Here is a 25512-nt window from a genome sequence, read left to right as displayed (position 1 = left end):
GGATGCGATGACGTCGGACTCCATCGTCGACCCTGAAGCGGCCTGTCGCATGCGGATCGCGATCATCGGAGCAGACGCCTCTTCGCTCGACGGAGCCCGGTGATGCCGATCCCGCGCACATCCAGCCGGTTCGGGCCGCCGATACTCTCCTACGGGCTCCGGCCGTTCTTCCTTCTCGGTGCGCTCTACGGGGGGGCGGCGATCCTCGTCTGGCTCGTGATGCTGAGCGGGCACCTCTCGCTTCCGACCGGACTCGCCCCTCGGGACTGGCACGTCCACGAGATGCTCTACGGCTACCTCGCCGCGGTGATAGCGGGCTATCTCCTGGCATCGATCCCGAACTGGACGGGTCGCCTGCCGCTCGAGGGGGGACGCCTCCTCGTCCTCCTGGCGCTGTGGGTCGCCGGCCGCATTGCCGTCGGGACATCCGCATGGACGGGATGGATGTTCGCCGCCGCCGTCGATCTGTCGTTCCTCGCGATCCTGGCGCTCGCGGTGCTCCGCGAGACGATCGCCGGGAAAACCTGGCGGAACATGAAGATCGTGGCCGTGCTCGTCGCCCTGCTGGCGGGCAACCTGAGCTTCCACCTGGAGGCGCACCTCGACGGCACCGCCGAGCACGGGGCACGGATCGGAACGGCAGCGATCGTCGTCCTCGTCGTGCTGATAGGCGGCCGCGTCGTCCCGAGCTTCACACGGACTGCGCTCGCCGGAGGAAAGCCCGGGCCCCTCCCGGCGTCCTTCGGCGGCTTCGACGTCGCCGCGCTCGCCGTCGCAGCCGCAGCCCTGGCGAGCTGGGTCGTCGCGCCGGACGCTCCGGCCGCCGGAGTTCCTCTCCTCCTGGCAGGCGCGGCGCAGGCGATCCGCCTCGCGCGCTGGGCGGGCAACCGCGCTGCGAGAGACGTCGACGTCCTGGTGCTCCACCTCGCCTACGCCTTCGTGCCGCTCGGCTTCGTGCTCGTCGGCCTCGCCGCCCTGCTGCCGGGCCTGCACGCGAGCATCGGCATCCACGCCTGGACCGGCGGCGCCTTCGGTACGATGACGATCGCCGTGATGACCCGCATCGCCGCGCAGCACACACGCCGCCCGATCCTGGACGCCCCGGCTCTCCCGGCGCTCTACGGCCTCGTCGTCGCGGCGGCGCTGGCGCGGATCGCAGCGGGGTTCGCCGGCCCCCATGCGCTGCCCCTGCTGACGGCGTCGGCGCTGGCCTGGGCGGCGGCGTTCCTCGGCCTGTTCGCCCTGCTCCTGCGACCGCTCACCGCGCCGAGGCTCGCCTCGCCGAAGCCCCTTCGACCGGCGCCCGGCTCGCTCCTCGCTCCGACCACCCCCGCTCGGTCAGGCGCCGAGCCCGACGATGCGCCACGGGCGCGAAACGGAGCCTGACATGCCCGAGAGATTGATCGAAGCCGTTTTTCCTGGGCCCGGCGACGCGGTCAGCAACGCGGTGGGCGTGGGCGAGGAGAACAATCGCGATTTCCTGCGGATGCGGGTGAACTCTCTGGTCTGGACCGCGGTCGGAACGGTGGCCGTCGTGACCCTGGTGACATCGACGGGTCGAGTCCCGCGCTTCAGCCGCCGTCGAGCCAGCCACGGTAGAAGTCCCGCACCGGCCCGAGCAGCGCCGCCGCCAGCCGGCGGCGCTCGTCCTCCGCCGTCGTGTCCGGACGGTCCAGCGCCGCGGCGAGCGCGGAGAAGACGTCCTCGCGGTCGACGCGCGTGAAGCGCCCCTCGGCATAGACGACGCGCCCGCCGATCATCACGGCCTCGACGGCCTGCGCCTTGGCCCTGCGCACCAGCACGTCGACGAGCGGCATCCGCGGGTCCTGCCAGGGCCGCGTCACCGCCGGCCAGTCCAGCAGTACGAGGTCCGCCAGCAGGCCCGGGGCGAGCCGGCCGATGCGTCCGGCGAAGGGCGTCGTCGCCGCGCCGTGCTCGGTCGCCATGCGCAACACCTGCGCCGCCGACGGCGCGGGGGCGTCGTGACCCGGCGGGCGGTGGTGGGTCAGGACGAGGCGCATCTCCTGGAGCATGTCGCGATCGTCGTTGATGCCGGCCTCGTCGATGCCGATCGCCGTGGGGACGTCGGCCGCGAGCACGGCGTTGAGGTCGAGCCGCCCGCTCTTCAGGCGCAGGTTCGACGAGCAGTTATGGCACAGGCAGGCCCCGCGCTCACGCACCAGCGCGAGGTCGTCCGGCGTCATCCACACGCCGTGGCCGATCGTCGTCTGCGGGCCGATCAGGCCGAAGCGGTCCATGTGGGCCACCGCCGAACCGCCCGAGCGGCGGTGGGCGTAGTCGCGCTGGTAGGGCGTCTCCAGCAGGTGCATGTGCATCGGCGCGCCGGTGTCCGACGCCATGCGGGCGGCGCTCTCCAGCGCGGCGTCGGAGAGCCAGTGCAGGTTCGAGGGCGCGATCTGGATCGCGATCAGCGGATCGCCCTCGTAGCGGCCGCGCAGCGCGTGGAAGACCGCGACCTGCTCGGCGAGCGGCAGGCCGAAGCCCGAAAGATAGGCCATGGTGGGCCCGCGCAGGGGCTCGGGCAGCATCGCCACGAAGTCCTCGTCGGCGGCGTAGATCATGCGGTTCTGGTCGCGCAGCGCGAACGAGTAGGAGACCCGCATGCCGATCTCGGCATAGGCGCCCACGATCGTCTCGGCTCGGGCGACCACCGCATCCGTGTCGCCCGGCGCGCGGGAGTGGAGATGCTGCACCGTGGTGACGCCGGACGCGATCATCTCGAAGGCGGAATAGAGCGTGTCGAGCCGTGGGTCGACGTCGCGCATGACGAGACGCTCGGGAAACCAGAGCTCGAGCGGCTGGTCGCGCGCGCCCATCTGGAAGGGCGTCATGCCGACGTGATGATGCGCGTTGACGAGCCCCGGCATCAGGAAGCGTCCACGCCCGCCGATCTCGGCGGCCTCGGGATGAGCGCGGCGCAGCTCGTCCGCGGGGCCGACGGCGACGATGCGCTCGCCCTCCACGAGGACGCCGGCATTCTCCAGGATCTCCGGCGTCCCGTCCGCGGTAAAGCCGGTGAGGACGTGGTCGGCGAGAACGAGGTATCCGGTCATCGACATCTCTCGGAGAGGCGCACGCGAGACAGGCGCACGGCGGCGGGGACGGGCTCCACGAGCGGCACCGGCAGGCGTCCCGCCAGCCGCCTCGCCGCGACCGCGAGCGGGCCGCCGCCGATGACGATGGCGTCGGCGCCGCCGTCATCGATCGCCCGGCGGCAGGCGGCCTCGAGCGCCGCGACGAGCGCGTCGGTATCGGCCATGATCGCCAGCGGGTCGCCCGGCGTGACGAAGGTGCCGACGAAATGCTCGTGCCCGAGGGCCTGCGCGTTGGCGGCGATGGAGGGCGCCAACGCGGGCGTCGTCGTCACCACGGCGAAGCGTGGGGCGTGCGCAGCCGCCTCCGCCATCCCCGCCTCGGCGATGCCGGTGACGGGGCAGGAGAGGCGCGCGCGCAGGGCCGCGAGGCCGGGGTCGCCGAAGGCGGCGACGATCACGGCGTCGCCGTCCGCGAGCTCGGCCGCGAGGTCGTCCGCCAGCGCCTCGACCGCCTGCGCCGCCACGGCGAGCGCCTGCGGATCGGCGATGAGCGGCGCGCCGAAGCGCGCCGTCACGCCGCGCACGGGCAATCCCGCCACCTCGGCGGCGATGGCGACCATGGCGTCCGTGGTCGCGCGGGAGGTGTTCGGGTTGACGAGCGTCAGCCGCATGGGCGGGTCCTGTCCAAGGCCTCGTCGAAGGCGCGCGCGATCTCGGCGCGTGTCGCGATGAACAGCCGGTCGCGGCGCCGGTCGAGCTCGTCGAGAACGCCCGTGAAGGCCTTGAAGCGCCCCGGCCGGCCGACGATGCGCAGGTGAAAGCCGATGTTGAGGAGCCGCGGCAGCCCGCGCGCGGCCTCCGCCTCGAGCACGTCGAGCGCGTCGGCGACGTACTCCACCATCTCGGAGGCGCGCACGAAGCCGTTGGGGTGGAAGAACTTCATGTCGTTGGCGTCGAGCGCGTAGGGCACGACCAGGAGCCCGGTCTCGGGGTCGCGATAGGGCAGGTCGTCGTCGAAGCCGTTCGACGTGTAGAGGTAGCCGCGCTCGGCCAGGAGCCGGCGCGTCCAGGGGCTCTCCGCGCCGCGGCAGAAGAAGCCGACCGGGCGGCTCCCGGTCGCGGCTTCGATGGCCGCCGCGGTGCGGTCGAGATCGGCGGCCTCGACGGCGGGGTCGTCGTAATCGGCGTGCGGCCGCCAGAGCCAGCCGTGGCTCGCCGTCTCGTGCCCGTCGGCGGCGAGCATGGCGAGGACCGGCGCGGCGCGCTCGGCGGCGCGGCCGCAGGCGAAGAGCGTGCAGGGCAGGGCGCGCTCGCGCAGGGCGTCGGCCATCCGCCAGGCGCCGGCGCGGGTGCCGTAGGCGAAGATCTGCGCCTGGCCGGGGTCGGGCCGGCTCTCGGGCACGACGGAGACCACCTCGCCGATGCGCTCGCTCGCGGGATCGCCGTCGAGCACCTGCTGCTCGGCGCCCTCCTCGAGGTTCACCACCACCGAGACCGCGAGCCGCGCCCCGTTCGGCCAGGTGAGATCGGGCCAGCGCCCGCCATAGCCGACGAGGTCGCGGGTCATCTCGCAAACCCGTCAGGGCACGGCCGCGGCGTCCACTCCGGCAGCCCGAGCCCGGCGCGCCAGGCCCGCGCGATCTCGGCGCGCGTCGCGAACCAGACGCCGGGCCGCGCCAGCGCGTGATCGAGGAAGGCCTCGAGCCCGCCGATCCGCGCCGGGCGGCCGATGATGCGGGTGTGCAGGCCGATCGAGAGCATGCGCGGCGCGTGCGCCCCCTCCGCGTAGAGGCGCTCGAAGGCGTCGATGCAGTATCGGGCGAAATCCGCGCCGAAGACGAAGCCGCCATTGTTGTAGAAGCGCATGTCGTTGGTGTCGAAGGCGTAGGGCAGCACCACGTGCGGCACCGCCGCGGTCTCGACGATGTACGGCAGATCGTCGTCGTAGGCGTTCGAATCGTAAAGGAATCCGCCCTGCTCCACCAGGAGGTCGCGGGTGCGCGGCGAGGTGGCCGAGCGCGTGTGCCAGCCGAGCGGCGGCGCGCCGGCGGCGTCCGTGATCGCCGCGACCGCCCGCGCGATGGCGCGGCGCTCGGTCGCCTCGTCCATGTGGACGTGGCGCTCCCAGCGCCAACCGTGCGCCGACACCTCGTGCCCGTCCGCCACGGCCTCGGCCGCGATCCAGGGCGTGCGTTCGATCGCCCGGCCGCAGGCGTTCAGCGTCGCGCGCACGCCGCGGGCGGCCAGCGCCGCACGGATGCGGGGCCAGCCGGCGCGGGGGCCGTAGGCGAAATGGCTCTCCATGCACAGGTCGCGCGCGCCCTCGACCCGCTCGACCGCCTCGTAGATCGCCTCGTTGCGCTCGTCCCCGTCGCCGATCGAGAGCTCGGCGCCCTCCTCGATGTTGACGACGACCGAGACCGCGAGCCGCGCGTCGCCCGGCCAGCGGATGGCGGGCGCGCCGTGGCGATAGCCGGCGAGGTCGCGCGCGCTCATGCCGCCCTCGCCGCGTCCATGAAGCGGCGGCAGAGATCGGCGTCCCAGCGCAGCACGTCCTCGGGTGCCGCGTCCCGGCGCATCAGCGCGGTGGAGACGATCACGCCCTGCGCCGCGCCGAGCGCCTGCGCCACGTTCTCCTCCGTGACGCCCCCGCCGATCAGCACCGGGCGGCGCAGCCCGCGCTCGCGCAGGGCCGCGATGCGCGCGAGCGTGTCGGGGAAGCTCGCGCCGGTGATGACGAGCCCGTCGGCGCCGGACTTCTCCGCCCATTCGGCGGCGACGGGCTGGCTCTCCGAGGAGAGCGGCACTGCGGTGCGGTCGTGCACGTCGGCGAGGATGGCGATGTCCGCGCGCCCGAGCGCGGCGCGATGCGCGGTGGATCGCGGCGCGAGCGCGTGGCGGGGGCCCGCCGCGGTCATCGCGCCGCCGACGAAGATCTTCAGCCGCACGAAATCGGCGCCCGCCGCGTGCGCGATCGACAGGGCGGCCTCGGCATCGTGCGCCTCGACGATGATGCCCAGCCCGAGATCGGGCACCTCGGCGCGCACGAGGCGAGCGATCGAGGCCATCAGCGCGATCGTCTCGGAGGCGGCGGGGCCGTCGGTTCGGGTCTGGTCCTGGAGCTTCACCCAGGGCACGCCGGCCTGCGCGAACAGCCGGGCGTTCGCCACGGCGTAGTCCTCGAGCCAGGCGACGGAGTGGCGCGTGCGGGCGAAATCCGGGAGGTGCAGCGCCGCGACGACGAGGGGGCGCGTGGCGAACAGGCGAGCGGTCATCGCGGTGCGGTCTCCGGCGAGGGCGAAGGCGAGGAGGAGAGGCGAGCGAGCGCCGCGCGGGCGGCGTCTCGGTCGACGGGGAGCGCGCCGTCGGCGCCGAAATGCTCGACGATGCGCGCGGCCGAGATCGCGCCGAAACGTGCGGCCGCGACGGGATCGCCCGTCTCGACGAGGCCGGCGAGGAAGCCGCCGCAGAAGGCGTCGCCCGCGCCGGTCGGGTCGAGGGTCTCCGCCGGCGCGGCGGGTACCAGCACGGCCGTGCCGGTCGCTCTGTCGAGGACGAGCACGCCCTGCGGGCCGAGCTTCACGCCCACCGCGCCGGGGCAGCGGCTCGCGAGCACGGCGAGCGCGGCTGCGGGACGTTCGCCCGGGACGAGCGCCGCGAGCTCGACCTCGCTCGGCAGGAACGCGTCGAGGCGCGCGAGCACGGGCGCGAGTTCGTCGAGGCCGTGCGCGACGAGCTGGTGGCCGGGATCGGCGATGATCGTCATCCCGGTCGGTGCGAACCGGTCGAGCATGGCGCGCACCACTGCGAGCTGGCTCGGCGCGAGATGCACGCCGCGCGCCCGCAGGAACGGCCCGGGGACGTCCTCGGGACGCAGCGGGTTGTCGACGCGAAAACGCGCGTAGCCGATCTCGCCCGCCGGCGCGATGCGCTGCGCGAGCGCCGCGCGCCAGGCGCGGACCTGCTCGGGCGTCAGCCGGTCGGTGGGAAAGCCCGCGGCGGCGAGCTCCTCGGGCGTGCTCTGCAGCCCCTCCTCACGCCGGCCGGCCTCGTCGTAGATGAACCAATGGCAGGCGGCGAGCCGCGCCTCGCTCGCGGCGACCCCGCTCGTATCGACGCCGGCCGCCTCGAGCCGCGCCAGAACCGTGCGCGGGTAGGAGGCCGGCGCGCGGCTCACGAGCCCCACCCGCGCCACCCAGGCGAGCGCGCCCGCCGCCGAATAGGCGCCGTTGCCCCCGGCCCGGGCGAGGGCGACGGTCCCGTCGGCGGCGACGACGTTGTCGATCGTCAGCCCGCCCACCGTGACGAGGTCGGGCGTCATTCAGCCTCCCAGACGCGGCGCGCCCAGACCCAGCGCGTCGCGCGCCATGGCGACATGGTAGCCGAACAGGTGCAGCGGCACGGAGTAGACGATCGGCGCGACCAAGTCCGGCACGAGCGGCAGGCTCCAGGCGACGTCGGCGATCTCCGCCAGCTCCGTCTCGCCTTCGGGCGCGAGCACGATGCAGAAGCCCTCGCAACCCCGGCTCATGATCGCCGTCTCGAGCGCCCGCGTCCGGCTGGCAGTGTCGGGCGCGACGAGGAAGATCGCGTCGCCCGCCTTCTGGGTGCGGTAGTGGTGGTATTCCTCGAGAGGGAAGGCGATCGCGTGGATCGGCGCGAGCTCCTTGAGCTTCGCCGCGCCGAAGGCCGCCGGCGCGTAATGCGGCCCGGCGCCCGCGAGCAGCACGAGATCGGCGCGGGCGAGCCGCTCGCCCAGCGCCCGGGCGGGTTCGTAGAAGGCGTTCGCCACGGCGTCGACGGTATCGGGTAGCGTCGAGAGCGCCTCCGCGACGGCGTCGGCGGCCGGGCCCTCGCCCTTCGCCCGGGCGATGGCGCAGGCGAGCGCGAGCTTCAGCGACATCGCCGCAGTGCTCGATTGCGTGGGCCAGCCGCCGCGGGTGGCGCGGATGTGCAGCGCGCCTGGGAAGCGCTCCATCAGCGGCGAGCCGAGCGTGTTCGACAGCCCCACCACGTAGGCGCCGCGCTCGGCCGAGGCCGAGAGGCCGTCCATCACGGGCTCGGTCTTGCCCGACGAGCTCAAGCCCACGACCAGGGTCTCGTCGCCGATCGTATCGGTGCCGTAGGTGGCGAAGTCGAAGGCCTCGTAGGGCTCGACGGGCGCGTGGAGCAGCGTCTCCATGGCGCGGCGCACGCCGTAGCCTGAGATCCAGCTGTCGCCGCAGCCCACCAGCACGACGCGGCGGATGCGGCGCTGCGCGAGATCGCGGCCGATCGCGGCGAGAGGCTCGGCGTTCGCCGCCAGCGTCTCGCGGATGGCGTCGCCCTGGCGCATCATCTCGTCGTTGGTCAGGGCGACGCGGCGGAACCGTTCCGGATCGCCGGGCGCGTCGGACGAGGATTCGCGCCGGATCTCCCGCAGGCGCTGTTCGATGCTAATCATGCGTGTCTCGAGTTCGCTCGCCGGCGATGAGCCGGTCGGATGGGTGACGTGAGCCGATGGCTTTCGTTATTTGTCATTTTGTGCGAAAACGCAAGCCTTCAAGGATGACCCCGGTGGCCGACGAAATCGATCACGCCTCGCCCCTCCTGCCCCGGCACCAGCGCATCCTGGAGATCGTCGCCACGGAGCGGGTCGTCGAGGTCGTCAAGCTTTCGGAGAAGCTCGGCGTCTCGGCGGTGACGATCCGCTCCGATCTCGACGCGCTGGATCGCCGCCAGCTGCTGCGCCGGATCCGGGGCGGCGCCATGGCGGTGCGGCCGGCTCGCTTCGAGCGGCCCCTCGACCTGCCCGGCCACGGCTTCGCGGAGGAGAAGGAGCGCATCGGCGCCATGGCGGCGCGGATGGTGCGCAACGGCGAGACCATCCTCCTCGACGCCGGCACGACCGCGGTGGCGATGGCGATCGCGCTGCCGTCGGACCTGCGTGACCTGGTGGTCGTGACCAGCAGCCTCGACGTGGCGCTGGTGCTCCACCAGCATCCCGGCGTCACCGTCTTCGTCACCGGCGGCCGGCTGAAGAAGACCGGCCGCAACACCCGCTCGCACTCGCTGATCCCGCCCTTCGGGGCGCTGCTGCTCCAGCAGATCAACGCCGATTGCGCCTATCTCTGCTGTGCGGGCATCGACGTGGAGCGCGGCTTCACCAACGCGCATTTCGAGGAGGTCGAGATCAAGCGGGCGATGATCGACGCGGCGCGGCGGGTGGTGATGCTCGCCGACCACGGCAAGCTCGGCCACGTCGCCGGGGCGCGGATCGCGGCCGTGGGCGAGGTGACGGCGCTCGTCACCGACGCCGACGCGGCCGCTGCGGACGTCCAGGCGCTCGAGGCTGCAGGCCTCCAGGTCCTGCTCGCCTGAGTAGGCCGATGGCGCTCTTTGCGGCGATCCGGTGCACGAACGGGCAGCCGCCGCTGGAAAATCGGACTTGCGAAAGTTTGCGGAATAGGCTGCAATCGAAAAATCCAGAAGGGACGCGCTCAGCCCGCTCCGTGCCGAACGGCGCGTCGGGCAAGGAGGAGGACGCAATGAAGCCGACACGGCGCACTGTCATCGGCGGGCTCATCGGCACCGTCGCGCTCGCCAGCCCCACGATCCTGCGGGCGCAGACCCGCGAGCTCGTCATGATCGGGTACGGCAACGAGCAGGACGATCCGTTGAAGCGCGCGGGCGAGGAGCTCGCCCGCCGCCATCCCGGTGTGACGCTCACCATCATCGGCGGCCTCTCCACGGAGGCGCTCGCCCAGATCCGCGCCGCGCGCGGCAACTCGCCCTACCACATGGCGGTGATGGGCTCGCCGGCGATCATCAACGCCCGCGACGAGGGCGTGCTGGAGCCGCTCGATCTGTCGCTCATCCCCAATGCGGCGGCGATCGAGCCGAAGTTCCTGCCCTTCGCCTACGGCATCGGCTGCCCGATCACCTTCGAGGGCATCGGCGTCGCCTACAACACCGAGGTCATCGACACCCCGCCGACGACCTGGGCGGAGCTGTGGAACCCCGCCTATGCGGGGCGGATCGGCATGGTGCGGCCGCAGTCCAACCTCGGGCTCGGCGTGCTCGCCGCGACGAACCTCGCCTTCGACCGGCCGCAGGACGACATGACGTTCGCGCTCGAGAAGTGGCAGGAGCTCGATCCGCTGGTGGGCCGTTCGCCCCCGCTGCTCCAGCAGATGATGGAGCGTGGCGAGATCGACATCGCGCCGCTCTGGCACGTCAACACGGCGCTCGCCGCCGCAGCCGGCCTGCCGATCGCCTATGCCAAGGTCACCGGCCCCGGGCCGCTGATGCTGCCCTCGAACGTGGTGCAGTTCACCAACACGCCCAACGGCACGCGCGAGCTCGTGCACGAGTTCGCCGACATCATGCTGGAGCAGGACAGCCAGGAATTCGCCGGCAGCGCGCCCTATTATTTCGGCACTGTCCGCGAGGGCGTCGAGACGCCGGAAGCCGCGCGTCCCTTCGTGCCGACGTCTCCCGAGGAGCGCGCGAGCATGACCTCCCTCGATTGGCCCCTGATCGCGCCCCTGCGCGGCCAGACGGTCGAGACCTTCGACCGCATGTTCGCCGGATGAACCAGGCGCTCGTCCCTCCGCCCGCGGTGACGAGCGCCGCATCGGTGCTGCGCATCGCCGACGTCACGAAGCGCTTCGGCGCGCTCACCGTGCTGGAGCGCTGCGCGCTCGACGTGGCGGAGGGCGAGATCGTGACGCTACTCGGCCCGTCGGGCTGCGGCAAGACCACGCTTCTGCGCTGCATCGCCGGCTTCCTGTCGCCGGAGGCGGGGGAGATCCTGATCGACGGACGCGACACCGTCCGGCTGCCGGTGAACCGGCGGCCGGTGGGCGTCGTGTTCCAGAGCTATGCGCTCTTCCCGCATCTCACGGTCGGCGGAAACGTCGGCTACGGGCTGCGGATGCGGGGGATGCCCCGCGCCGAGATCGCCGAGCGCGTGGCGCGCGTGCTGGAGACCGTGTCGCTGACGGGCTTCGAGGACCGCTGGCCATCGCAGCTGTCGGGCGGCCAGCAGCAGCGCGTCGCCATCGCGCGCGTGCTCGTGCTGGAGCCGCGCGTGCTGCTCCTCGACGAGCCCTTCAACGCGCTCGACGCGAAACTGCGCGGGATGATGCAGGTCGAGCTGCGCCAGCTGATGAAGCGCCTCGCCATCACCGCGATCTTCGTCACGCACGACCAGGAGGAGGCGCTGACCATGTCGGACCGCATCGCCGTGATGCGCGCCGGCCGGATCGAGCAGGTCGCCCCGCCCGAGGAGCTGTTCGACCGTCCGAGAACGGAATACGTGGCCGACTTCATCGGCTCGTCGAACTTCTGGGACGCCGCGGCGGACGCCGGCCGCGTCCCACTCCCGGACGGGCAGGACCTCGCCACCGATCTGCGTGGGCCGGTTCGCGTCATGGCGCGACCCCACAACATCCGCATGCGCGCCGGCGCCCACGGCCCGTGGACCGGCCGCGTGCGCTTCCACCGCAGCATCGGCGCGCTCGTCGAGTACGAGGTGGCGACCGAGGCCGGCGCGGTGCGCGTCCTCGCGCTGCGCCAGGAGCGCGCCCGCCCGCTGCCCGAGGGCGCCGAGGTGACGCTCGCGATCGTCGATCCCGATCTGTGCGCGGTCTACGGGGCGTCATGACGGCGCGCACGCAACCCGCTCCGCTGCGCCCGCCGGGCCTCGGCGACGCGATCCTCGACAAGCTGCTGTCGGGCCGCGGCGTCTGGCCCGCGGTGCCGGCGATCGTGGCGCTCACGGTCGTCGCGGTGATCCCGTTCTTCATCCTCCTGTCGCTCGGCTTCTCGGACATCGTGATGGAGCGCGGGATCGTCGTCTCGCAGAGCTTCACGCTCGACTATCTCGGCGCCGCGCTCAGCGACCCGCTCTACTGGACGACCTTCCAACGCTCGATGACGCTCGCGCTGACGACGACGGCGCTGTGCATCCTGCTCGGCTTTCCGGTGGCCTATCTCTACCTGATCGGCAGCCCCTGGGTGCGGCGGGCGATCCTCATCCTCACCATCGCCCCGCTGCTGACGAGCGGCATCGTGCGCACCTACGCCTGGCTCGTCATCCTGGGCGGCCGCGGCGTCGTGAACACGGCCCTCCTCGAGATCGGCCTGATCGACCGGCCCCTGCGCATCGTCAACACGCATTGGGCGGTGCTGATCGGCATGGTGCAGATCCACCTGCCGGTGATGATCCTGCCGCTGATCGCGGTGATGAGCCGCCAGGACCGGCGGCTCGAGGAGGCGTCCGCCAATCTCGGCGCCTCGCGACTCGGCACGCTCGCCCACGTGATCCTTCCGATGAGCGCGCCGGGCATCGCCACCGGCGCGGCTCTCGTCTTCACCCTGAGCTACACGACCTTCGTCGTCCCCCAGCTGCTCGGCGGGGGCAATTACCTCAACGCGGCGACGATGATCTACGAGCAGGTGATCTATTCGCTCGAATGGAGCAAGGGCTCGGTCAGCGCGCTCATCCTGATGGCGACCTGCCTCGTCGTGCTGACCGCGATCGCGCTCGTCTCGAACCGGCTCACCCGCTGGACGAAGGGGCGCGACGCATGAGCCGCCTGCGCGCCGCCTCCCTGCTCGACGCGCTCGGCATCGGCGCGATCGTCGCCGTCGCGATCGCCTCGCTCGTCATCCTGATCGCCCCGTCGATCATCGTCGTCATCATCTCCTTCGACACCCGCGCCTTCGTCGCCTTCCCGCCGCAGGGGTTCACGCTGGACTGGTACCGGCAGGTGTTCTCGCAGGACGTGCTGGTCGAGGCGATGTGGAACAGCCTCCAGGTCGGCGTCACGGTGACGGCTCTGTGCATCCTGCTCGGCGTGCCCACCGCGCTGGTCTGCGTGCGCGGGCGCTTCAGGGGGACGACCGCGCTCTCAATCTACGTGCTCGTGCCGCACATGGTCCCCGGTATCGTGCTCGGCGTCGCGGTCCTGTTCGCGGGCGCGCTCGTCGGGGTGGGGCCCTCGATCGGCCTTCAGTCGCTCTCGATCGCGGTCTTCGTGCTCGCGGTGATGGTGCGCACCGTGATGAGCCGCCTCCAGCGTCTCGACCCGGCGCTCGACGAGGCGGCGGCGAACCTCGGCGCGACGCCGTTCCAGAACCTGCGCACGATCACCTTCCCGCTGCTGATGCCCGCGATCCTGGCCGGATCGGTCTTCACCTTCATCGAGGGCTTCGACAACATCTCGGTCGCGATCTTCACCCACGGCTTCCGCGACCGCCCGCTGCCGATCGAGCTCCTGGCGATGGTGCAGACGACGAACACGCCCCTCGTCGCGGCGGTCTCCGGCGTGCAGATCCTGCTCGCGATCCTGGCGCTGGCGGCCGTGTCGAAGAGCATCGGGCTCGACCGCGTGAACGACTGAGATCTTCGGATGTCGGCTTCGGGCCGCGAGCCGACGCGCGTGCGGCAGCTGCGTCCGCAGGAGTCCTCGCGGCGATCCCCGAGGGCGGCGAGATCGGCCACGGGGAAGCCATGATCGACGGTGCAGGCGAACTCGGTCCTCGTCCCTGGGGACGGCTCGGGGCCGTCTGCGGTTCGTGACGGCGTGACGGTCGGCGCTCCGCGTCATCCCGCCTTGCGCTTTCGCGCGCGCATCACGAGCGGGCTCGTGGCGACGAGGGCCGCGAGCACCCAGAACACGATCGCCGCCGGCGTCGAGAACAGGATCGACCAGTCCCCCGCGCTGATCGACAGCGCCCGTCTGAGGTTGCTCTCGAGCAGCGCGCCGAGCACGAGGCCGAGGATCACCGGGGCGAGGCTGAAGCCGAGCTTGCGCAGGAGATATCCGAAGAAGCCGAGGATCAGCATCAGGACGAGGTCGAAGGTCGAGCCGTAGAGTGAGAACACCCCGACGAAGGTGAGCATCACGACGAGCGGCACGAGATAGGCCGTGTCGATCGACAACAACCGCGCGAACAGGCCCACCAGCGGCAGGTTGAGCACCAGGAGCGCGATGTTGCCCATGTACATCGACGCGATCAGCCCCCACGCCACCTCCGGGCGCTGCTCGAACATCAGGGGGCCGGGCGTCACGTTGAACAGGAGCAGCGCGCCGAGCAGGATCGCCGTCGTGCCCGAGCCCGGGATGCCCAGCGTCAGCATCGGCACCATGGCGCCCGCGGCGGCGGCGTTGTTCGCCGTCTCCGGTGCGACGAGGCCGCGCGGGTCACCCTTGCCGAACAGCGCGTCGTCGCCCTGCGCCAGCCGCTTCTCGACGCCGTAGGCGACGGCGGAGGCGATCGAGGCGCCCGTGCCCGGCAGCACGCCGACGAAGAAGCCGATCACCGCCGACCGCGCCATCGTCCAGCGATAGCCGACGATCTCGCGCAGGCGCGCGCGGATGTCGTCTCGCTGCGCCTTGATGGTGGAAGCGACCGGCGTCCAGCTCTCGAGCAGCAGCAGCGCTTCCGAGATGGCGAAGAGGCCGATCACGACGATGAGGAATTCCATCCCGTCGAACAGGTTGGGGATCCCCATGGTGAAGCGCATCACGCCGGTGGCCGAGTCGATGCCCATGGTGGCGAGCATCAGCCCGATGACGACGCCGATGACGGTCTTCAACGGCCGCGCGCCGACGAGCGTCGCGAGGCAGGAGAAGGCGAAGACCATCAGCGCCACGTAGTCGCCCGGGCCGAAGCCGACGGCGACGCGGCCGAGGAAGGGCGCGAACACGGTCATCATGACGAGCGCCGCCGTGCCGCCGACGAACGAGGCCAGCGCGGAGAGTGCCAGCGCCCGGCCGGCCTCGCCGTTCTTCGCCATGGGATAACCGTCGAGCGTGGTCATCACGGCGGACGCGTCGCCCGGCACGTTGAGCAGGATCGACGAGATCCGCCCGCCGTACTCCGCGCCGTAGTAGACGCCGGCGAGCAGGATCAGCGCGCTCTCCGCGGGGAGCCCGAGCGAGTAGGCGAGCGGCAAGAGGATCGCGACGCCGTTGATCGGGCCGATGCCGGGCAGGGCGCCCACGAGCGTTCCGAAGAAGCACCCGGCGATCAGGAGCCCGAGATTGAGCGGGGTCAGCGCGACGGCGAAGCCCTCCGCGAGACCAGCGAGGATGTCCATGACGGATCAGCTCCGGAAGATGTCGCCGAAGGGGACGTTGAGGCCGAGCGCCTCGGCGATGCCGAAATAGCCGACCACGGCGAGCACGACGCCGTAGATCGCGGCCTTGAGCGCGGGCAGGCCGAACAGGCGGGCCATGGCGAAGGTCATCAGGGCGGTCGAGATCATGAAGCCGACCGGCACGAAGAGCGTGGCGTAGACGACCATCACCACCGCGCCCGCGGCGACACGAAAGGCCTGCCCGCGATCGGCGAACCAGTGCACGGGATCGGGTCGCGCGACGAGGAGCACGCCCGTCGTCGCGAGCACGGCCGCGAGCAGCAGCGGAAAGGCGGTCGGCCCCAGCGGCTCGTACTGGAACGGCACGCGGATGGACCAGGCGTCGACGGCGTAGAGGCCGGCGACGCCCAGGAGGACCGCGCCGAAGGCGCGGTCCCAGAGCGTGGTGGCGCTCATTGGATGAGGCCGGCTTCCCGGGCGAGCTCGCGGAAGGAGGCGACCTGCTCCTTCACGTAGGTGTCGAATTCCGCGCCGGCGAGGTTGAACTCGAACAGGCCCTGCTCGGCGCGGATGTCGGCGAAGCGCGGGTCGGCATAGGCCTCCTCGAAGCGCGCGACCCACCAGTCGTAGGCCTCGTCAGAGACGCCCTGGCCCATGTAGTAGCCGCGGAAGATCGTCCAGACGACGTCGTAGCCTTCCTCGCGGGCGGTCGGGAACTCGGCGAAGGGCTCAGGCAGGCGCTCCTCTGAGAGGACGGCGAGGATGCGCATCGTGCCCGCGCCGAGCTCGCCCGCCATCTCGGAGACGTCGCCGGTATAGACCTGGATCTGGCCGCCGAGCAGGGCGGCCTTGGAGGCGCCGCCGCCCTCGTAGGCCACGTAGCGCAGGTTGCGCGGGTCGACGCCGATCGAGCGCATCAGGAGCGCGGCCTTCATCCAGTCCTGGCTGCCGATCGAGCCGCCGGCGCCGAGCACGATGCCCGACGGGTCGGCCTCGGCGGCCTCCATCAGCTCGCCCAGCGTCTGGAAGGGGCTGTCGGCGCGCACGATCACCGCGCCGAAGTCCGCGCCCGCGGAGGCGAGCCAGCGCGCGTCGTTCTCGTCGAAGTCGGCGCCGAACTTGCCCTGGGCGATGTTGAGCGCCGAGCCGGACGACAGCGCCACGATGACGTTGGGGTCGTCGATGCGGTTCGAGTTCATGTGGGCGTAGGCGACGGCGCCGATGCCGCCAGGCATGAAGGTGACTTCCATCGGCGAAGGCAGCGCCGGCTCGAGAGCGCGCTGCGCCACGCGGCAGGTGAGGTCGAAGCCGCCGCCGGGGTTGGCGGGGGCGATGCACTCGGCACGCTCGGGCTCGAAGGCGGCGGCGGGCATGGCGAAGCCGGCGAGGACGAGCGCAGCCAGCGCCGTTTTCAGGCTCTTCATCGGGTTTCCTCCGTGTCGGTGCGCGTCGCTGCGCGCGTTCTCTCCGGGGCGCCACTCGCTTTTTGTGGCGTGCGGTCGACGCTCCGAGGCGATAGAGTAGCGAGCGAACCTGTCATTCACCTGTCGTGCCCCATCATTGGACCCGATCTCTCGCAGCGGACGCCGATGCGGATCCTGATCGTCGAGGACGCGCGCACCATCGCCGACGCCGCAGCGGCGCCGCTGACGCGGGCGGGGCACGCGGTCGACGTGGTCGGGACGGGCGAGGGTGCGCAGGACGCTTTGGCGGTGCAGGCCTACGACCTGATCATCCTGGATCTCGGCCTGCCCGACATCGACGGCGCGACGCTCCTCGCGCGCTGGCGGGCGCAGCGCATGACGGCGCCGATCCTGGTGCTGACCGCGCGCTCGGCGGTGAACGATCGCGTCGCCGCGCTGGACCAGGGCGCGGACGACTACCTGATCAAGCCCTTCGAGAGCGACGAGCTCGCCGCGCGCTGTCGGGCGCTGCTGCGCCGGGCGCGGGGCGAAGCGCACGACGCCCTGCGGATCGGCAGCCTCGTGCTCGATCGCGGCCGGCGCTCGGTGACGATCGACGGCGCGCCGATCGATCTGCCCAAGCGGGAGTTCCGGCTCCTCGACGTGCTGCTCACGGCGCAGGGCCGCGTGCTCTCCAAGGAGGAGATCGCCGGCAAGCTCTACGGCTTCGAGGATACGGCGGGGCTGAACGCGATCGAGGTCTATGTCGGGCGCCTGCGCAAGCGGCTCGAGGGCTCGGGCGCGACGATCCGCACGCTGCGTGGGCTCGGCTACACGATCGTGGAGCAGGCGCCATGATCGAGGCCCGCGTCTCGCTCCTGCGCCGGCTGATCCTGCGCCTTTCCCTCGTCTTCGTGGGCGGCGCGGTGCTGCTCGGCCTCGCCGCCTCGCATTACGGACGGCGCGCGGCGGATGCGGCCTACGACCAGGTGCTGGCGGGCGCGGCTCTCTCGATCGCGGAGACGGTGGCCTTCGTCGAGGGCCGGCTCGTGGTCGACGTACCCGTGGCGGCCTTCGACATGCTCGCCCTCGCCCGAGACGACCGGGCCTTCTACCAAGTGCTCGCACCGGACGGCGCGCTCGTCACCGGCTACGCCGACCTGCCGGCGATCGCGGTCGAGCCGATCTCGGCGCAGGCGGTCTTCGACGATCGGCCCTACAAGGGCGAGATCGTGCGCGTCGCGACGGTCGGCCGGCTGATCGCCGACCCCGGCCTGCAGGGCTGGGCGCGGGTCTCGGTGGCGCAGACCCGCGCGGCGCGCAGCGCGCTCGCCCGCGAGATGGCGCTCGGCGCGGTGTTTCCGCTCGTCGCCATCGCGGTGCTGGCGCTGCTGCTCGCCGGCGCGAGCGTGATCACGGCGCTGCGGCCGCTCAGGCGGCTCGAGCGCGATCTCGCGAGCCGCGGCGCGACCGACCTGCGCCCGCTCTCGGGCGCTGTCCCCGCGGAGATCGCGCGGCTCGTCGCGGGCTTCAACACCTTCGTCGGCCGTTTCGCCGGCCAGCTCGAGGCGATGCAGGCCTTCATCTCGGACGCCGCCCACCAGATGCGCACGCCGCTCGCCACCATCAAGGCGGAGATCGCGCTCCAGCGCGAGCGCCTGCCCGCGCCCGAGACCCGCGAGACCCTCGCCGTGCTGGAGAGCCGCGTCGACGAGGCGACGGCGCGGGTCAACCAGCTCCTCGCCCACGCCTTCGTGGCGCATCGCAGCGAATTGCCGACGCTGGAGGCCTGCGATCTCGCGAGCCTCGTGCCGGGCGCGCTGCGCGAGCTCTCTCCCCTCGTCCTCGCGCGCGGGGCGGACATCACCTTCGAGCACGACGGTGCGCGGGCGCCGGTGCGGGCGGACCCGGTGCTCCTGCGCGAGGCCCTGCGCAACCTCGTCTCGAACGCCCTCGACCACGCCGGGCGCCCGGGGCGCGGCGCGCGCATCCGCGTCTCGATCGCGGACGCGCCGGGCGGCCTTCGCCGCATCCGGGTCGAGGACGACGGTCCGGGCATTCCCGAGAGCCGCCGCGGCGAGGTCGTCGAGCGGTTCGGCCGGCCCGGCGGCGGCGGGCTCGGCCTCGCCATCGTCGCGCGCGTGGCCCAGGCGCATCACGGGCGGCTCTCGCTGGGAGAGAGCCCGCTCGGCGGGCTCGGCGCCGACATCCTGCTGCCGGCGGCCATCGACGAGCCGGCGCGCCCGCGGACGGGCCGGAGCGCGGGCGTCGCGGCGACGCTCGTCGCCGGCGTCATCGCGATCGCCGCGCCCGAGACGCCCCGCGCGCAGACCATCGTCGAGATCTTCCCCGCCCGCGCGCAGCCGGAGCGCTCCTTGCGCATCCACAGCGCCACCGACCTCGACGCCATGCGCCCGATCGTCGAGGCCTTCCGCATCCGCCATCCGGAGGTCGCCGTCGTCTTCGTCGACATGAACACGAACGACCTCTACGAGGCGGCGCTGGCCGCCGCGGAGGGGCGGGCCGAGCCGGCGGACCTGATGATCTCGTCCTCCATGGACCTGCAGGTGAAGCTCGCGAACGACGGGCTCGCCGCGCGCCACGTGACGCCGACCGCGGCGAGCCTGCCGGATTGGGCACGCTGGCGCGACCAGGTCTTCGCCTTCACCTACGAGCCGGCGGTGATCGTCTACAATCCGAGCCTCGTCTCGGCGGACGAGGCGCCACGCACGCGCTTCGATCTCGTGCGGCTCCTGCGCGAGGAGCCCGAGCGCTTCCGCGAGCGCGTCGTCACCTACGACATCGTCGACAGCGGGGTGGGCTACCTCCTCGCCTCGCAGGACGCGGCGCAGCCCGGCGCCTTCGCCAACTTGATCGAGAGCTTCGGGCGCGTCGACGCGGACGTCGTCTGCTGCACCTCGCTCATGCTCGACGGTATCGCGCAGGGCCGCTGGACCTTCGGCTACAACCTGCTCGGCTCGTACGTGCAGGAGGCGATCGAGCGCGGGGCGAACCTCGAGATCGTGCTCCCCGCCGACGTGACGCTGGCGGTCTCCCGCACGGCGCTCGTCTCGGCGCAGGCGCGCAATCCGCGGGATGCCGCGCTCTTCCTCGATTTCCTGATCTCGATCGAGGGGCAGACGGTGCTCGCGGACATCAGCCGCATGTTCGCCGTCCACCCGGCGATCCTCGGGCCGCGCTCGACGACCGGCCTCGAAGCCCGCCTCGCCGGCCCCTTGCGCCCCATCCGCCTCACCCCGGCGCTGCTGGCCTATCTCGATGCGCAGAAGAAGCCACGCTTCCTGGCGGAGTGGAGCGCGTTGATCGGGTACGAGCCGGGGGAGGAGGCGCGGTGATCACCGATCGTCGTCCGGCAGCACGGTCGCCACGATCGCCGCGTCGAGCGCCTCGTAGGCCGGAAGGTCGATCAGGTCGTAGAGCTCAGCCCGCGTGAGCATCTCGGGCACGAGCCCGCGCGTCGTGCCCTCGGCGGCGAGGGCCGCGTAGAGCCTCCCTTGCGCCTTCGCCGCCATGCGCAGCGAGGAGACCGGCCAGATCGCCATGCGGTAGCCCATCGCCTCGAGCTCGGCGGCGGTGAGCGCCGGGGTGCGGCCGAACTCGGTCATGTTGGCCAGCAGCGGCACGTCCGGCATCGCGGCGGCGAAGGCGGCGAGCATCTCGGCGCTGGTCAGCGCCTCCGGGAAGATCGCGTCGGCGCCGGCCTCGACGTAGAGCCGGGCGCGGGCGAGCGCGCCGTCGATCCCCTCGCTCGCGGCGGCGTCGGTGCGCGCGACGATCACGAGATCGCGCCGGGCGCGGGCGGCGGCGGCGATCTTCGCGGCCGCGTCGCGCGGATCGGCGAGGCGCTTGTCGTTCAGGTGGCCGCATTTCTTCGGCAGCACCTGGTCCTCGATCTGCACCGCGGCGGCGCCCGCGTCCTCCAGCGTGCGCACCGCGTGCATGACGTTGAGCGCCTCGCCGAAGCCGGTGTCGATGTCGACGAGCACCGGCAGATCGGCCGCGCGCACGAGGGTGCGGGTGAAGAAGGCGACCTCGTCGAGCGTGATCATGCCGAGATCGGGAATGCCCATGGACGCCGTCATCGCCGCGCCCGAGAGGTAGAGCGCCTCGAAGCCCGCGCGCCTGGCCTGGAGCGCCGCCAGCCCGTCATGCGCGCCCGGCATGACGAGGAGCGTATCGGCGGCCAGACGAGACCTCAGGCGCGCGCCCTGCGTGCGTGCCGATCGATCCGGGACGAGGTAGGGCATGGCGAGCTCCGATCCGCGACGTGCGGTGGAGGTACCATGTCGGCGGCGTGTCCGTCGACCGCTCGCCGAACGGTCTGCGGAGAGGGCCTTTTCCCGTGCTCGCGCCGCATGCGTGAAGCCCCGCTCGCCGGCGGCTTCGGGCCGAGAGCCGACGCGCGTGCTGTCCGGATCGCCGCGCCTCACTCCAGCGCGCCGACCGCGTCCTCGACCGCGCGCACGACGGCGCCGGAACGGACGAGGTCGAGCGCCTGCGCCATCTCGGCGGCGTACCAGCGGTCTCCCTCGAGGGCCGGGGGGATCACGGCGCGGATCGCGTCGAGCGCCGCCCGGGAGCCCCGGCCGATCGGATGGTCGGGCGCGATCGCCTCGACGAGCGTGAGCGCCTGCGCCGCCATCAGCAGCTCGCAGGCGACGACCTGTTCCGTGTTCTCGACGATCGTCCGCGCCTTGCGGCCGGCCCAGGTGGAGTTCGAGACGTGGTCCTCGGCGTTGCCCTTGCCCGGGATGGAGTCGACCGAGGCGGGCATGGCCAGCGTGCGGTTCTCCATCACGAGGGCGGAGGCCGAGCACTGCACCGTTGCGTAGCCGGTGTTCAGGCCCTTCTTGCCGGCGAGCAGGTTGCGCGGCAGGCCGTAGCTCATGCCCGGATCGATCAGCCGCGCGAGCCGCCGCTCCGAGATCGAGGCCATGTCGGCCATGGCGATGGCGAGGAGATCCATCGCCTGCGCCACGTACTGCCCGTGGAAGTGCCCGCCCGAGAGCGAGACGAAGCCGCCCGAGCCGTCCTCGACGACGAGCGGGTTGTCGGTGGCCGAGTTCAGCTCGGTGCCGACGATACGCTCGACATAGGCCACCGCCTCGTCCGCAGGCCCATGCACCTGCGGCGCGCAACGCAGGGAGTAGACGTCCTGCACCCGCGGCGCGGCGGGCGTACCCGGAGCGCGGCTCTCCTCCGGGAAGACGACGTCGCGGGCGTCCTGCGTCGTGCGCCGCGAGCCGTCGAGGATGCGCAGCACGTTGCGTGCGACCTTCATCTGCCCGGGGTGGGGGCGGGCGCGCTGGATGCGCGGGTCGAAGGCGTCGCGTTCCGCGCGCAGCGCCTCGAGCGTGAGGCACAGCGCCACGTCGGCGGCCTTGAGCAGGCGCCGCGCGTCGTGCGTGGCGAGCACCGCCAGCGCCAGCGAGGTGGTCGAGCCGTTGATCAGCGCGGAGGCGTCCTTCGCGCCGAGCGCGACGTCCGGCTCGAGACCCGCCGCCACGAGCGCCTCGCGGGCGGGCATGCGCCGGCCCCGCCAGATCATCTCCGCCTCGGGGAAGCCGCACACGGCGGCGGCGAGGTGCGCCAGCGGCGCGAGATCGCCGGAGGCGCCGACCGAGCCCTTCTGCGGCACGACCGGATGCAGCCCCGCGTTCAGGCAGGCGAGCAGCCGCTCGACCAGCTCGACGCGCGGCCCGGAATAGTTCGAGGCGAAGGCGTTGGCGCGTGCGAGCATCATCGCGCGGGTGACGTCCTCGGGAAACGGCTCGCCGACGCCGGTGGCGTGGGCGTAGACCGTCTTGGCCTGATAGGCCACCATGTCCGCCATCAGCACCCGGTGCTCCTTGAAGAGCCCTACGCCGGTGTTGAAGGCGTACATCAGCGGCGCCTCGTCGTTCATCCAGTGCGCGTCGATGAAGGCGCGTGTCTGCGCGAGCCGCGCGCGAGCCGCGTCCGCGAGGCGGGCCTCGACGCGGCCGCCCGCGGCCTGCGGTCGCGCCACGGCGACCGCGGCGTCGATGGTGAGGGAGGCGCCGTCGAGCTCGACGATCATGCCGGATCTCCTGAAGCAATGGCGCATCGAGCGTTACAGCGGCGCGCACGGGCTGGCAACGCGGGTGGGCGTCCGCGCATGAGACGAATCGGCGTGGCCGTCGATCGAGTTAACGCTCATTTGAGCCTTCTTCGGCAGCGTGCCCCAGGGGAATACGGGACATTCCCACGAGGCCCGGGAGAGGCACGCCGGTGGTGGTCATCCGATGAGCGAGACGTCGAGCGAGCCGGTCGGATCGCCGCCAGCGGCCGCGCACTCCGCGCAGGCGCGCCGGCAGGCGGCCCTGCGGCGGCTGCGTCTCCTCGACACGCATCCATCGCCCACGTTCGACCGCATCGCGACGACCGCGCGGGACCTGTTCGGCGTGCCCGTCGCCTATATCGGCTTCGCCGAGGAGACCCGCGAATGGCGCGAGGCCGTCTCCGGCGAGGCCGCGCGGGAGGCGCCGCGCGCGTCGGGCTTCGCACGGCTCGCGCTCGACGCGCGGGAGGTCGTCGTCATAGAGGACACGGCGGACGACCCGCGGACGCGGGCGGGCGCGCATCTCGGCGAGGCGCCCGTGCGCTTCGTCGCCGCCGCCCCGCTCGCTCTGTCCTGCGGGACGTGCATCGGCGCGCTCGTCGTCCTCGACACCGCCCCGCGCCGGCTCGATCCGACCGACCGGATGCTGCTCGCCGAGCTCGCCCGCGCTGCCGCGCACGAGGTCGAGCACCACCGCGTCGCCGACCCCGCGCCGCCGGCGCACGCCGCGCCCTTCGTCACGGAGGAGCGCTTCCGTGCGCTCGCGGCGGCGAACGCCTGCATCGTCTGGCGCGCCTGCGCCGACGGCGCCGTCGGTGAGGTCGCCCTCTCCGGGCCCTTCGCCGGACGGGCGGCGGCCGACTTCCTCGACTTCGCCTGGCTCGACCTGATCCATCCGCAGGACCGCCCCGGGGTCCTGCGCGCGGCGACCCGCGCGGCGCGTCGGGCGACGCCCTTGGAGGGGACGCACCGGCTGCTCGACGCGGCGGGGCGCTGGCGCTGGACGCAGCTACGCGCCGTTCCGCTCGTCGACGCTGCGACGGGCGTGGTGCGCGAGTGGATCGGCAAGGGCGCGGACGCGCACGAACGCATGCTCGCCGACGACGCGCGGCGTCGCGAGGCGGAGCGGCTGCGCCTGGCGCTCCAGGCCGGACGGCTCGTCACCTGGGAGGCCGATCCAGAGGCGCAGATCATGATTCGCCGCGACGACGGCTCGGCGCTGTTCGGCGTGCCCAACGACGATTTCGCCGCCTATCTCTCCCGCATCGACCCGGAGGATTGGCCCGCGGTCGACGCCGCCTGGCAGCCGGGCGGGTCGATGGGCGTCGAAGCCTTCCGCTACCATCACCCCGACGGGCGTACGCTCTGGCTCTCCTCCCGCGGGGTCGAGATGCGCGACGCGGACGGGCGCCGACGCATCGTCGGCGTGACCTTCGACATCACCGAGCGCAAGGAGGCGGAGGATCGCGCCTGGCGCGCGGCCAACCGCGACGCGCTCACGGGGCTCGTGAACCGCGCCTCCTTCCAGCGCAGCCTCGAGGGCGCGATCTCGGACGCCGCCCGCGGGTCGCGACGCCTCGCCATCCTCCTCGTCGACCTCGACGATTTCAAGGACGTGAACGATTCCGCCGGTCACGACGCGGGGGACGCACTGCTGCGCGAGGCGGGCCTGCGCCTCGCGGACGTGGGCGGCGCGGACGCGCTGGTGGCGCGGCTCGGGGGCGACGAGTTCGCGCTGCTCGTCGAGGGCGACGCGGACGTCGGACATAGCCTAGCGCTCGCCGAGCGTATCGTCGCGCGTTTCCGCGCGCCGTTCGTGTATGGCGGGCGGGCGCTCTCGTGCCGCGTCAGCGTCGGCGTCGCGGGCTTTCCCGATCACGCGGCGGACCCCGCCGAGCTGATGAAGAGCGCCGACCTCGCGCTCTACGCCGCCAAGGCGCAGGGCCGCAATCGGGCGGCGATCTACCGGCCGGCGCTGCGGGAGGCGGTGGAGTCCCGCGTGGCGCTCGCCGCCGAGATCCGCGCGGCGCTCGGCAGCGACGCCATCGTGCCCTGGTACCAGCCCAAGGTGGACCTCGCGACGGGCGCCGTCCTCGGCTTCGAGGCGCTCGCCCGCTGGCACCACCCCAGCCGCGGCCTGCTGGCGCCCGGCGCCTTCGCCGACGCCTTCGAGGATGCCGAGATCGCCTGCGCCATCGGCGTGCGCATGGTGCGCGCGGTCGTCGCCGACCTCGCCGGCTGGCTCGCCGACGGGCTCGAGCCGGGCACCGTCGCGATCAACCTGTCCGCCGCCGAGTTCGGGCGGTCGGACCTGCCGCAGACGCTGTTCTCCATCCTCGACGAGGCCGGCGTGCCGCGCTGGCGGCTCGGCATCGAGGTGACGGAGACCGTGTTCCTCGGCAAGCGGGCCGGCGCGGTCGGGGAGACCCTGGCGCGCTTCGCCGAGGCGGGCCTGCGGATCGCGCTCGACGACTTCGGCACGGGCTACGCCTCGCTGACCCACCTCAAGCAGTTTCCCGTCGACGACATCAAGATCGACCGCTCCTTCGTGCGCGACCTGGAGCGCGACGCCGGCGACGCCGCCATCGTCGCCGCGGTGATCGGTCTCGGGCGGGCGCTCGGCCTGCGCGTCGTCGCCGAGGGCGTCGAGGACGCCGGCCAGGCGGCGATGCTGCGCATGATGGGCTGCGACGAGGCGCAGGGCTATCTCTATGCGCGGCCGATGCCCGAGCAGGCGGTTGGTCTATTCCTCCGCGAGCGGAGCCGCGCGCCGGACGCGGCCCTGCGCGACGCGAGCTGAGGGCCGGCCGCGGCTCACGCCTCTCCGGCGGCGCGCGGGGCGCGCAGCGCGCGGGCCTGGGC

Annotated in this window: 21 protein-coding genes; 9 read left to right on the top strand and 12 right to left on the bottom strand. The window is 72.6% G+C overall.

Going from position 1 to position 25512, the window contains the following annotated elements:
- Positions 1–102 precede the first annotated feature (102 nt).
- Positions 103–1386: an NnrS family protein gene (locus ACTZWW_RS12075; protein ID WP_444781202.1), complete on the top strand. Its 1284-nt coding sequence runs from the start codon at positions 103–105 to the stop codon at positions 1384–1386.
- A gap of 185 nt (positions 1387–1571) precedes the next feature.
- Here the strand turns inward: ACTZWW_RS12075 and ACTZWW_RS12070 are convergent, their stop codons facing one another.
- Genes ACTZWW_RS12070 through ACTZWW_RS12040 form a run of 7 tightly spaced genes read right to left on the bottom strand, consistent with a single transcriptional unit; the run spans position 1572 to position 8499 of the window.
- Complete coding sequence (locus ACTZWW_RS12070; RefSeq protein ID WP_444781201.1) at positions 1572–3074, bottom strand: amidohydrolase family protein; 1503 nt, start codon at positions 3072–3074, stop codon at positions 1572–1574.
- On the bottom strand, positions 3071–3727 hold the full coding sequence (locus tag ACTZWW_RS12065) for an aspartate/glutamate racemase family protein (protein ID WP_444781200.1): 657 nt from the start codon (positions 3725–3727) through the stop codon (positions 3071–3073). The genes ACTZWW_RS12070 and ACTZWW_RS12065 overlap by 4 nt, the downstream gene beginning before the upstream one ends.
- Positions 3718–4623 carry a polysaccharide deacetylase family protein gene (locus ACTZWW_RS12060; protein WP_444781199.1) on the bottom strand — a complete coding sequence of 302 codons (906 nt, stop codon included), beginning with the start codon at positions 4621–4623 and terminating at the stop codon, positions 3718–3720. The genes ACTZWW_RS12065 and ACTZWW_RS12060 overlap by 10 nt, the downstream gene beginning before the upstream one ends.
- Positions 4620–5552, bottom strand: coding sequence for a polysaccharide deacetylase family protein (locus ACTZWW_RS12055; protein WP_444781198.1), 933 nt, complete (start codon positions 5550–5552; stop codon positions 4620–4622). Before ACTZWW_RS12055 ends, ACTZWW_RS12060 begins: the two co-directional genes overlap by 4 nt.
- Positions 5549–6331 (bottom strand): BtpA/SgcQ family protein, encoded by a 783-nt coding sequence (locus tag ACTZWW_RS12050; protein WP_444781197.1) that lies wholly within the window; start codon positions 6329–6331, stop codon positions 5549–5551. Before ACTZWW_RS12050 ends, ACTZWW_RS12055 begins: the two co-directional genes overlap by 4 nt.
- Entirely contained in the window at positions 6328–7377 is a 1050-nt protein-coding gene (locus ACTZWW_RS12045) for a carbohydrate kinase family protein (RefSeq protein WP_444781196.1), read from the bottom strand. Before ACTZWW_RS12045 ends, ACTZWW_RS12050 begins: the two co-directional genes overlap by 4 nt.
- Positions 7378–8499 (bottom strand): SIS domain-containing protein, encoded by a 1122-nt coding sequence (locus ACTZWW_RS12040; RefSeq protein WP_444781195.1) that lies wholly within the window; start codon positions 8497–8499, stop codon positions 7378–7380.
- Between the two features lie 113 nt (positions 8500–8612).
- On the opposite strand from ACTZWW_RS12040, the gene ACTZWW_RS12035 reads away from it, so the two are divergent.
- The 5 genes from ACTZWW_RS12035 (at position 8613) to ACTZWW_RS12015 (ending at position 13444) form a co-directional block, all read left to right on the top strand.
- Positions 8613–9416 (top strand): DeoR/GlpR family DNA-binding transcription regulator, encoded by an 804-nt coding sequence (locus ACTZWW_RS12035; RefSeq protein ID WP_444781194.1) that lies wholly within the window; start codon positions 8613–8615, stop codon positions 9414–9416.
- A gap of 167 nt (positions 9417–9583) precedes the next feature.
- Entirely contained in the window at positions 9584–10630 is a 1047-nt protein-coding gene (locus tag ACTZWW_RS12030; RefSeq protein ID WP_444781193.1) for an ABC transporter substrate-binding protein, read from the top strand.
- A complete protein-coding gene (locus ACTZWW_RS12025; RefSeq protein ID WP_444781192.1) occupies positions 10627–11703 on the top strand; it encodes an ABC transporter ATP-binding protein in 1077 nt (358 codons plus the stop codon). Before ACTZWW_RS12030 ends, ACTZWW_RS12025 begins: the two co-directional genes overlap by 4 nt.
- The gene (locus ACTZWW_RS12020; protein WP_444781191.1) at positions 11700–12632 is read left to right on the top strand and encodes an ABC transporter permease; all 933 of its coding nucleotides are present in this window, start codon (positions 11700–11702) and stop codon (positions 12630–12632) included. The genes ACTZWW_RS12025 and ACTZWW_RS12020 overlap by 4 nt, the downstream gene beginning before the upstream one ends.
- On the top strand, positions 12629–13444 hold the full coding sequence (locus ACTZWW_RS12015) for an ABC transporter permease (RefSeq protein WP_444781190.1): 816 nt from the start codon (positions 12629–12631) through the stop codon (positions 13442–13444). The genes ACTZWW_RS12020 and ACTZWW_RS12015 overlap by 4 nt, the downstream gene beginning before the upstream one ends.
- Before the next feature lie 203 nt (positions 13445–13647).
- Here the strand turns inward: ACTZWW_RS12015 and ACTZWW_RS12010 are convergent, their stop codons facing one another.
- Genes ACTZWW_RS12010 through ACTZWW_RS12000 form a run of 3 tightly spaced genes read right to left on the bottom strand, consistent with a single transcriptional unit; the run spans position 13648 to position 16571 of the window.
- Complete coding sequence (locus ACTZWW_RS12010) at positions 13648–15147, bottom strand: tripartite tricarboxylate transporter permease (RefSeq protein ID WP_444781189.1); 1500 nt, start codon at positions 15145–15147, stop codon at positions 13648–13650.
- Between the two features lie 6 nt (positions 15148–15153).
- Positions 15154–15603 carry a tripartite tricarboxylate transporter TctB family protein gene (locus ACTZWW_RS12005; protein ID WP_444781188.1) on the bottom strand — a complete coding sequence of 150 codons (450 nt, stop codon included), beginning with the start codon at positions 15601–15603 and terminating at the stop codon, positions 15154–15156.
- Complete coding sequence (locus ACTZWW_RS12000) at positions 15600–16571, bottom strand: Bug family tripartite tricarboxylate transporter substrate binding protein (protein ID WP_444781187.1); 972 nt, start codon at positions 16569–16571, stop codon at positions 15600–15602. The genes ACTZWW_RS12005 and ACTZWW_RS12000 overlap by 4 nt, the downstream gene beginning before the upstream one ends.
- A gap of 165 nt (positions 16572–16736) precedes the next feature.
- On the opposite strand from ACTZWW_RS12000, the gene ACTZWW_RS11995 reads away from it, so the two are divergent.
- On the top strand, positions 16737–17408 hold the full coding sequence (locus ACTZWW_RS11995) for a response regulator (RefSeq protein ID WP_444781186.1): 672 nt from the start codon (positions 16737–16739) through the stop codon (positions 17406–17408).
- Positions 17405–19906, top strand: a complete 2502-nt coding sequence (locus tag ACTZWW_RS11990; protein ID WP_444781185.1) for a sensor histidine kinase — start codon at positions 17405–17407, stop codon at positions 19904–19906. Before ACTZWW_RS11995 ends, ACTZWW_RS11990 begins: the two co-directional genes overlap by 4 nt.
- Here ACTZWW_RS11990 and prpB read toward each other — a convergent pair whose 3' ends face one another.
- Positions 19907–20818 carry a methylisocitrate lyase gene (gene prpB, locus ACTZWW_RS11985; RefSeq protein WP_444781184.1) on the bottom strand — a complete coding sequence of 304 codons (912 nt, stop codon included), beginning with the start codon at positions 20816–20818 and terminating at the stop codon, positions 19907–19909.
- A gap of 179 nt (positions 20819–20997) precedes the next feature.
- The gene (locus ACTZWW_RS11980; RefSeq protein WP_444781183.1) at positions 20998–22629 is read right to left on the bottom strand and encodes an HAL/PAL/TAL family ammonia-lyase; all 1632 of its coding nucleotides are present in this window, start codon (positions 22627–22629) and stop codon (positions 20998–21000) included.
- A 205-nt stretch (positions 22630–22834) separates the two neighbouring features.
- Here ACTZWW_RS11980 and ACTZWW_RS11975 point away from each other — a divergent pair, with 205 nt between their 5' ends.
- Positions 22835–25450, top strand: coding sequence for a sensor domain-containing phosphodiesterase (locus tag ACTZWW_RS11975; protein WP_444781182.1), 2616 nt, complete (start codon positions 22835–22837; stop codon positions 25448–25450).
- The last annotated feature ends 62 nt before the right edge of the window (positions 25451–25512 follow it).

Origin of the sequence: Salinarimonas sp. NSM (assembly GCF_052380005.1) — a bacterium.
In the GTDB taxonomy this organism is placed as follows: domain Bacteria; phylum Pseudomonadota; class Alphaproteobacteria; order Rhizobiales; family Beijerinckiaceae; genus Salinarimonas.
The sequence above is the reverse complement of the archived record's forward strand: the minus strand, read 5'-3'. Positions and strand labels throughout refer to the sequence as shown.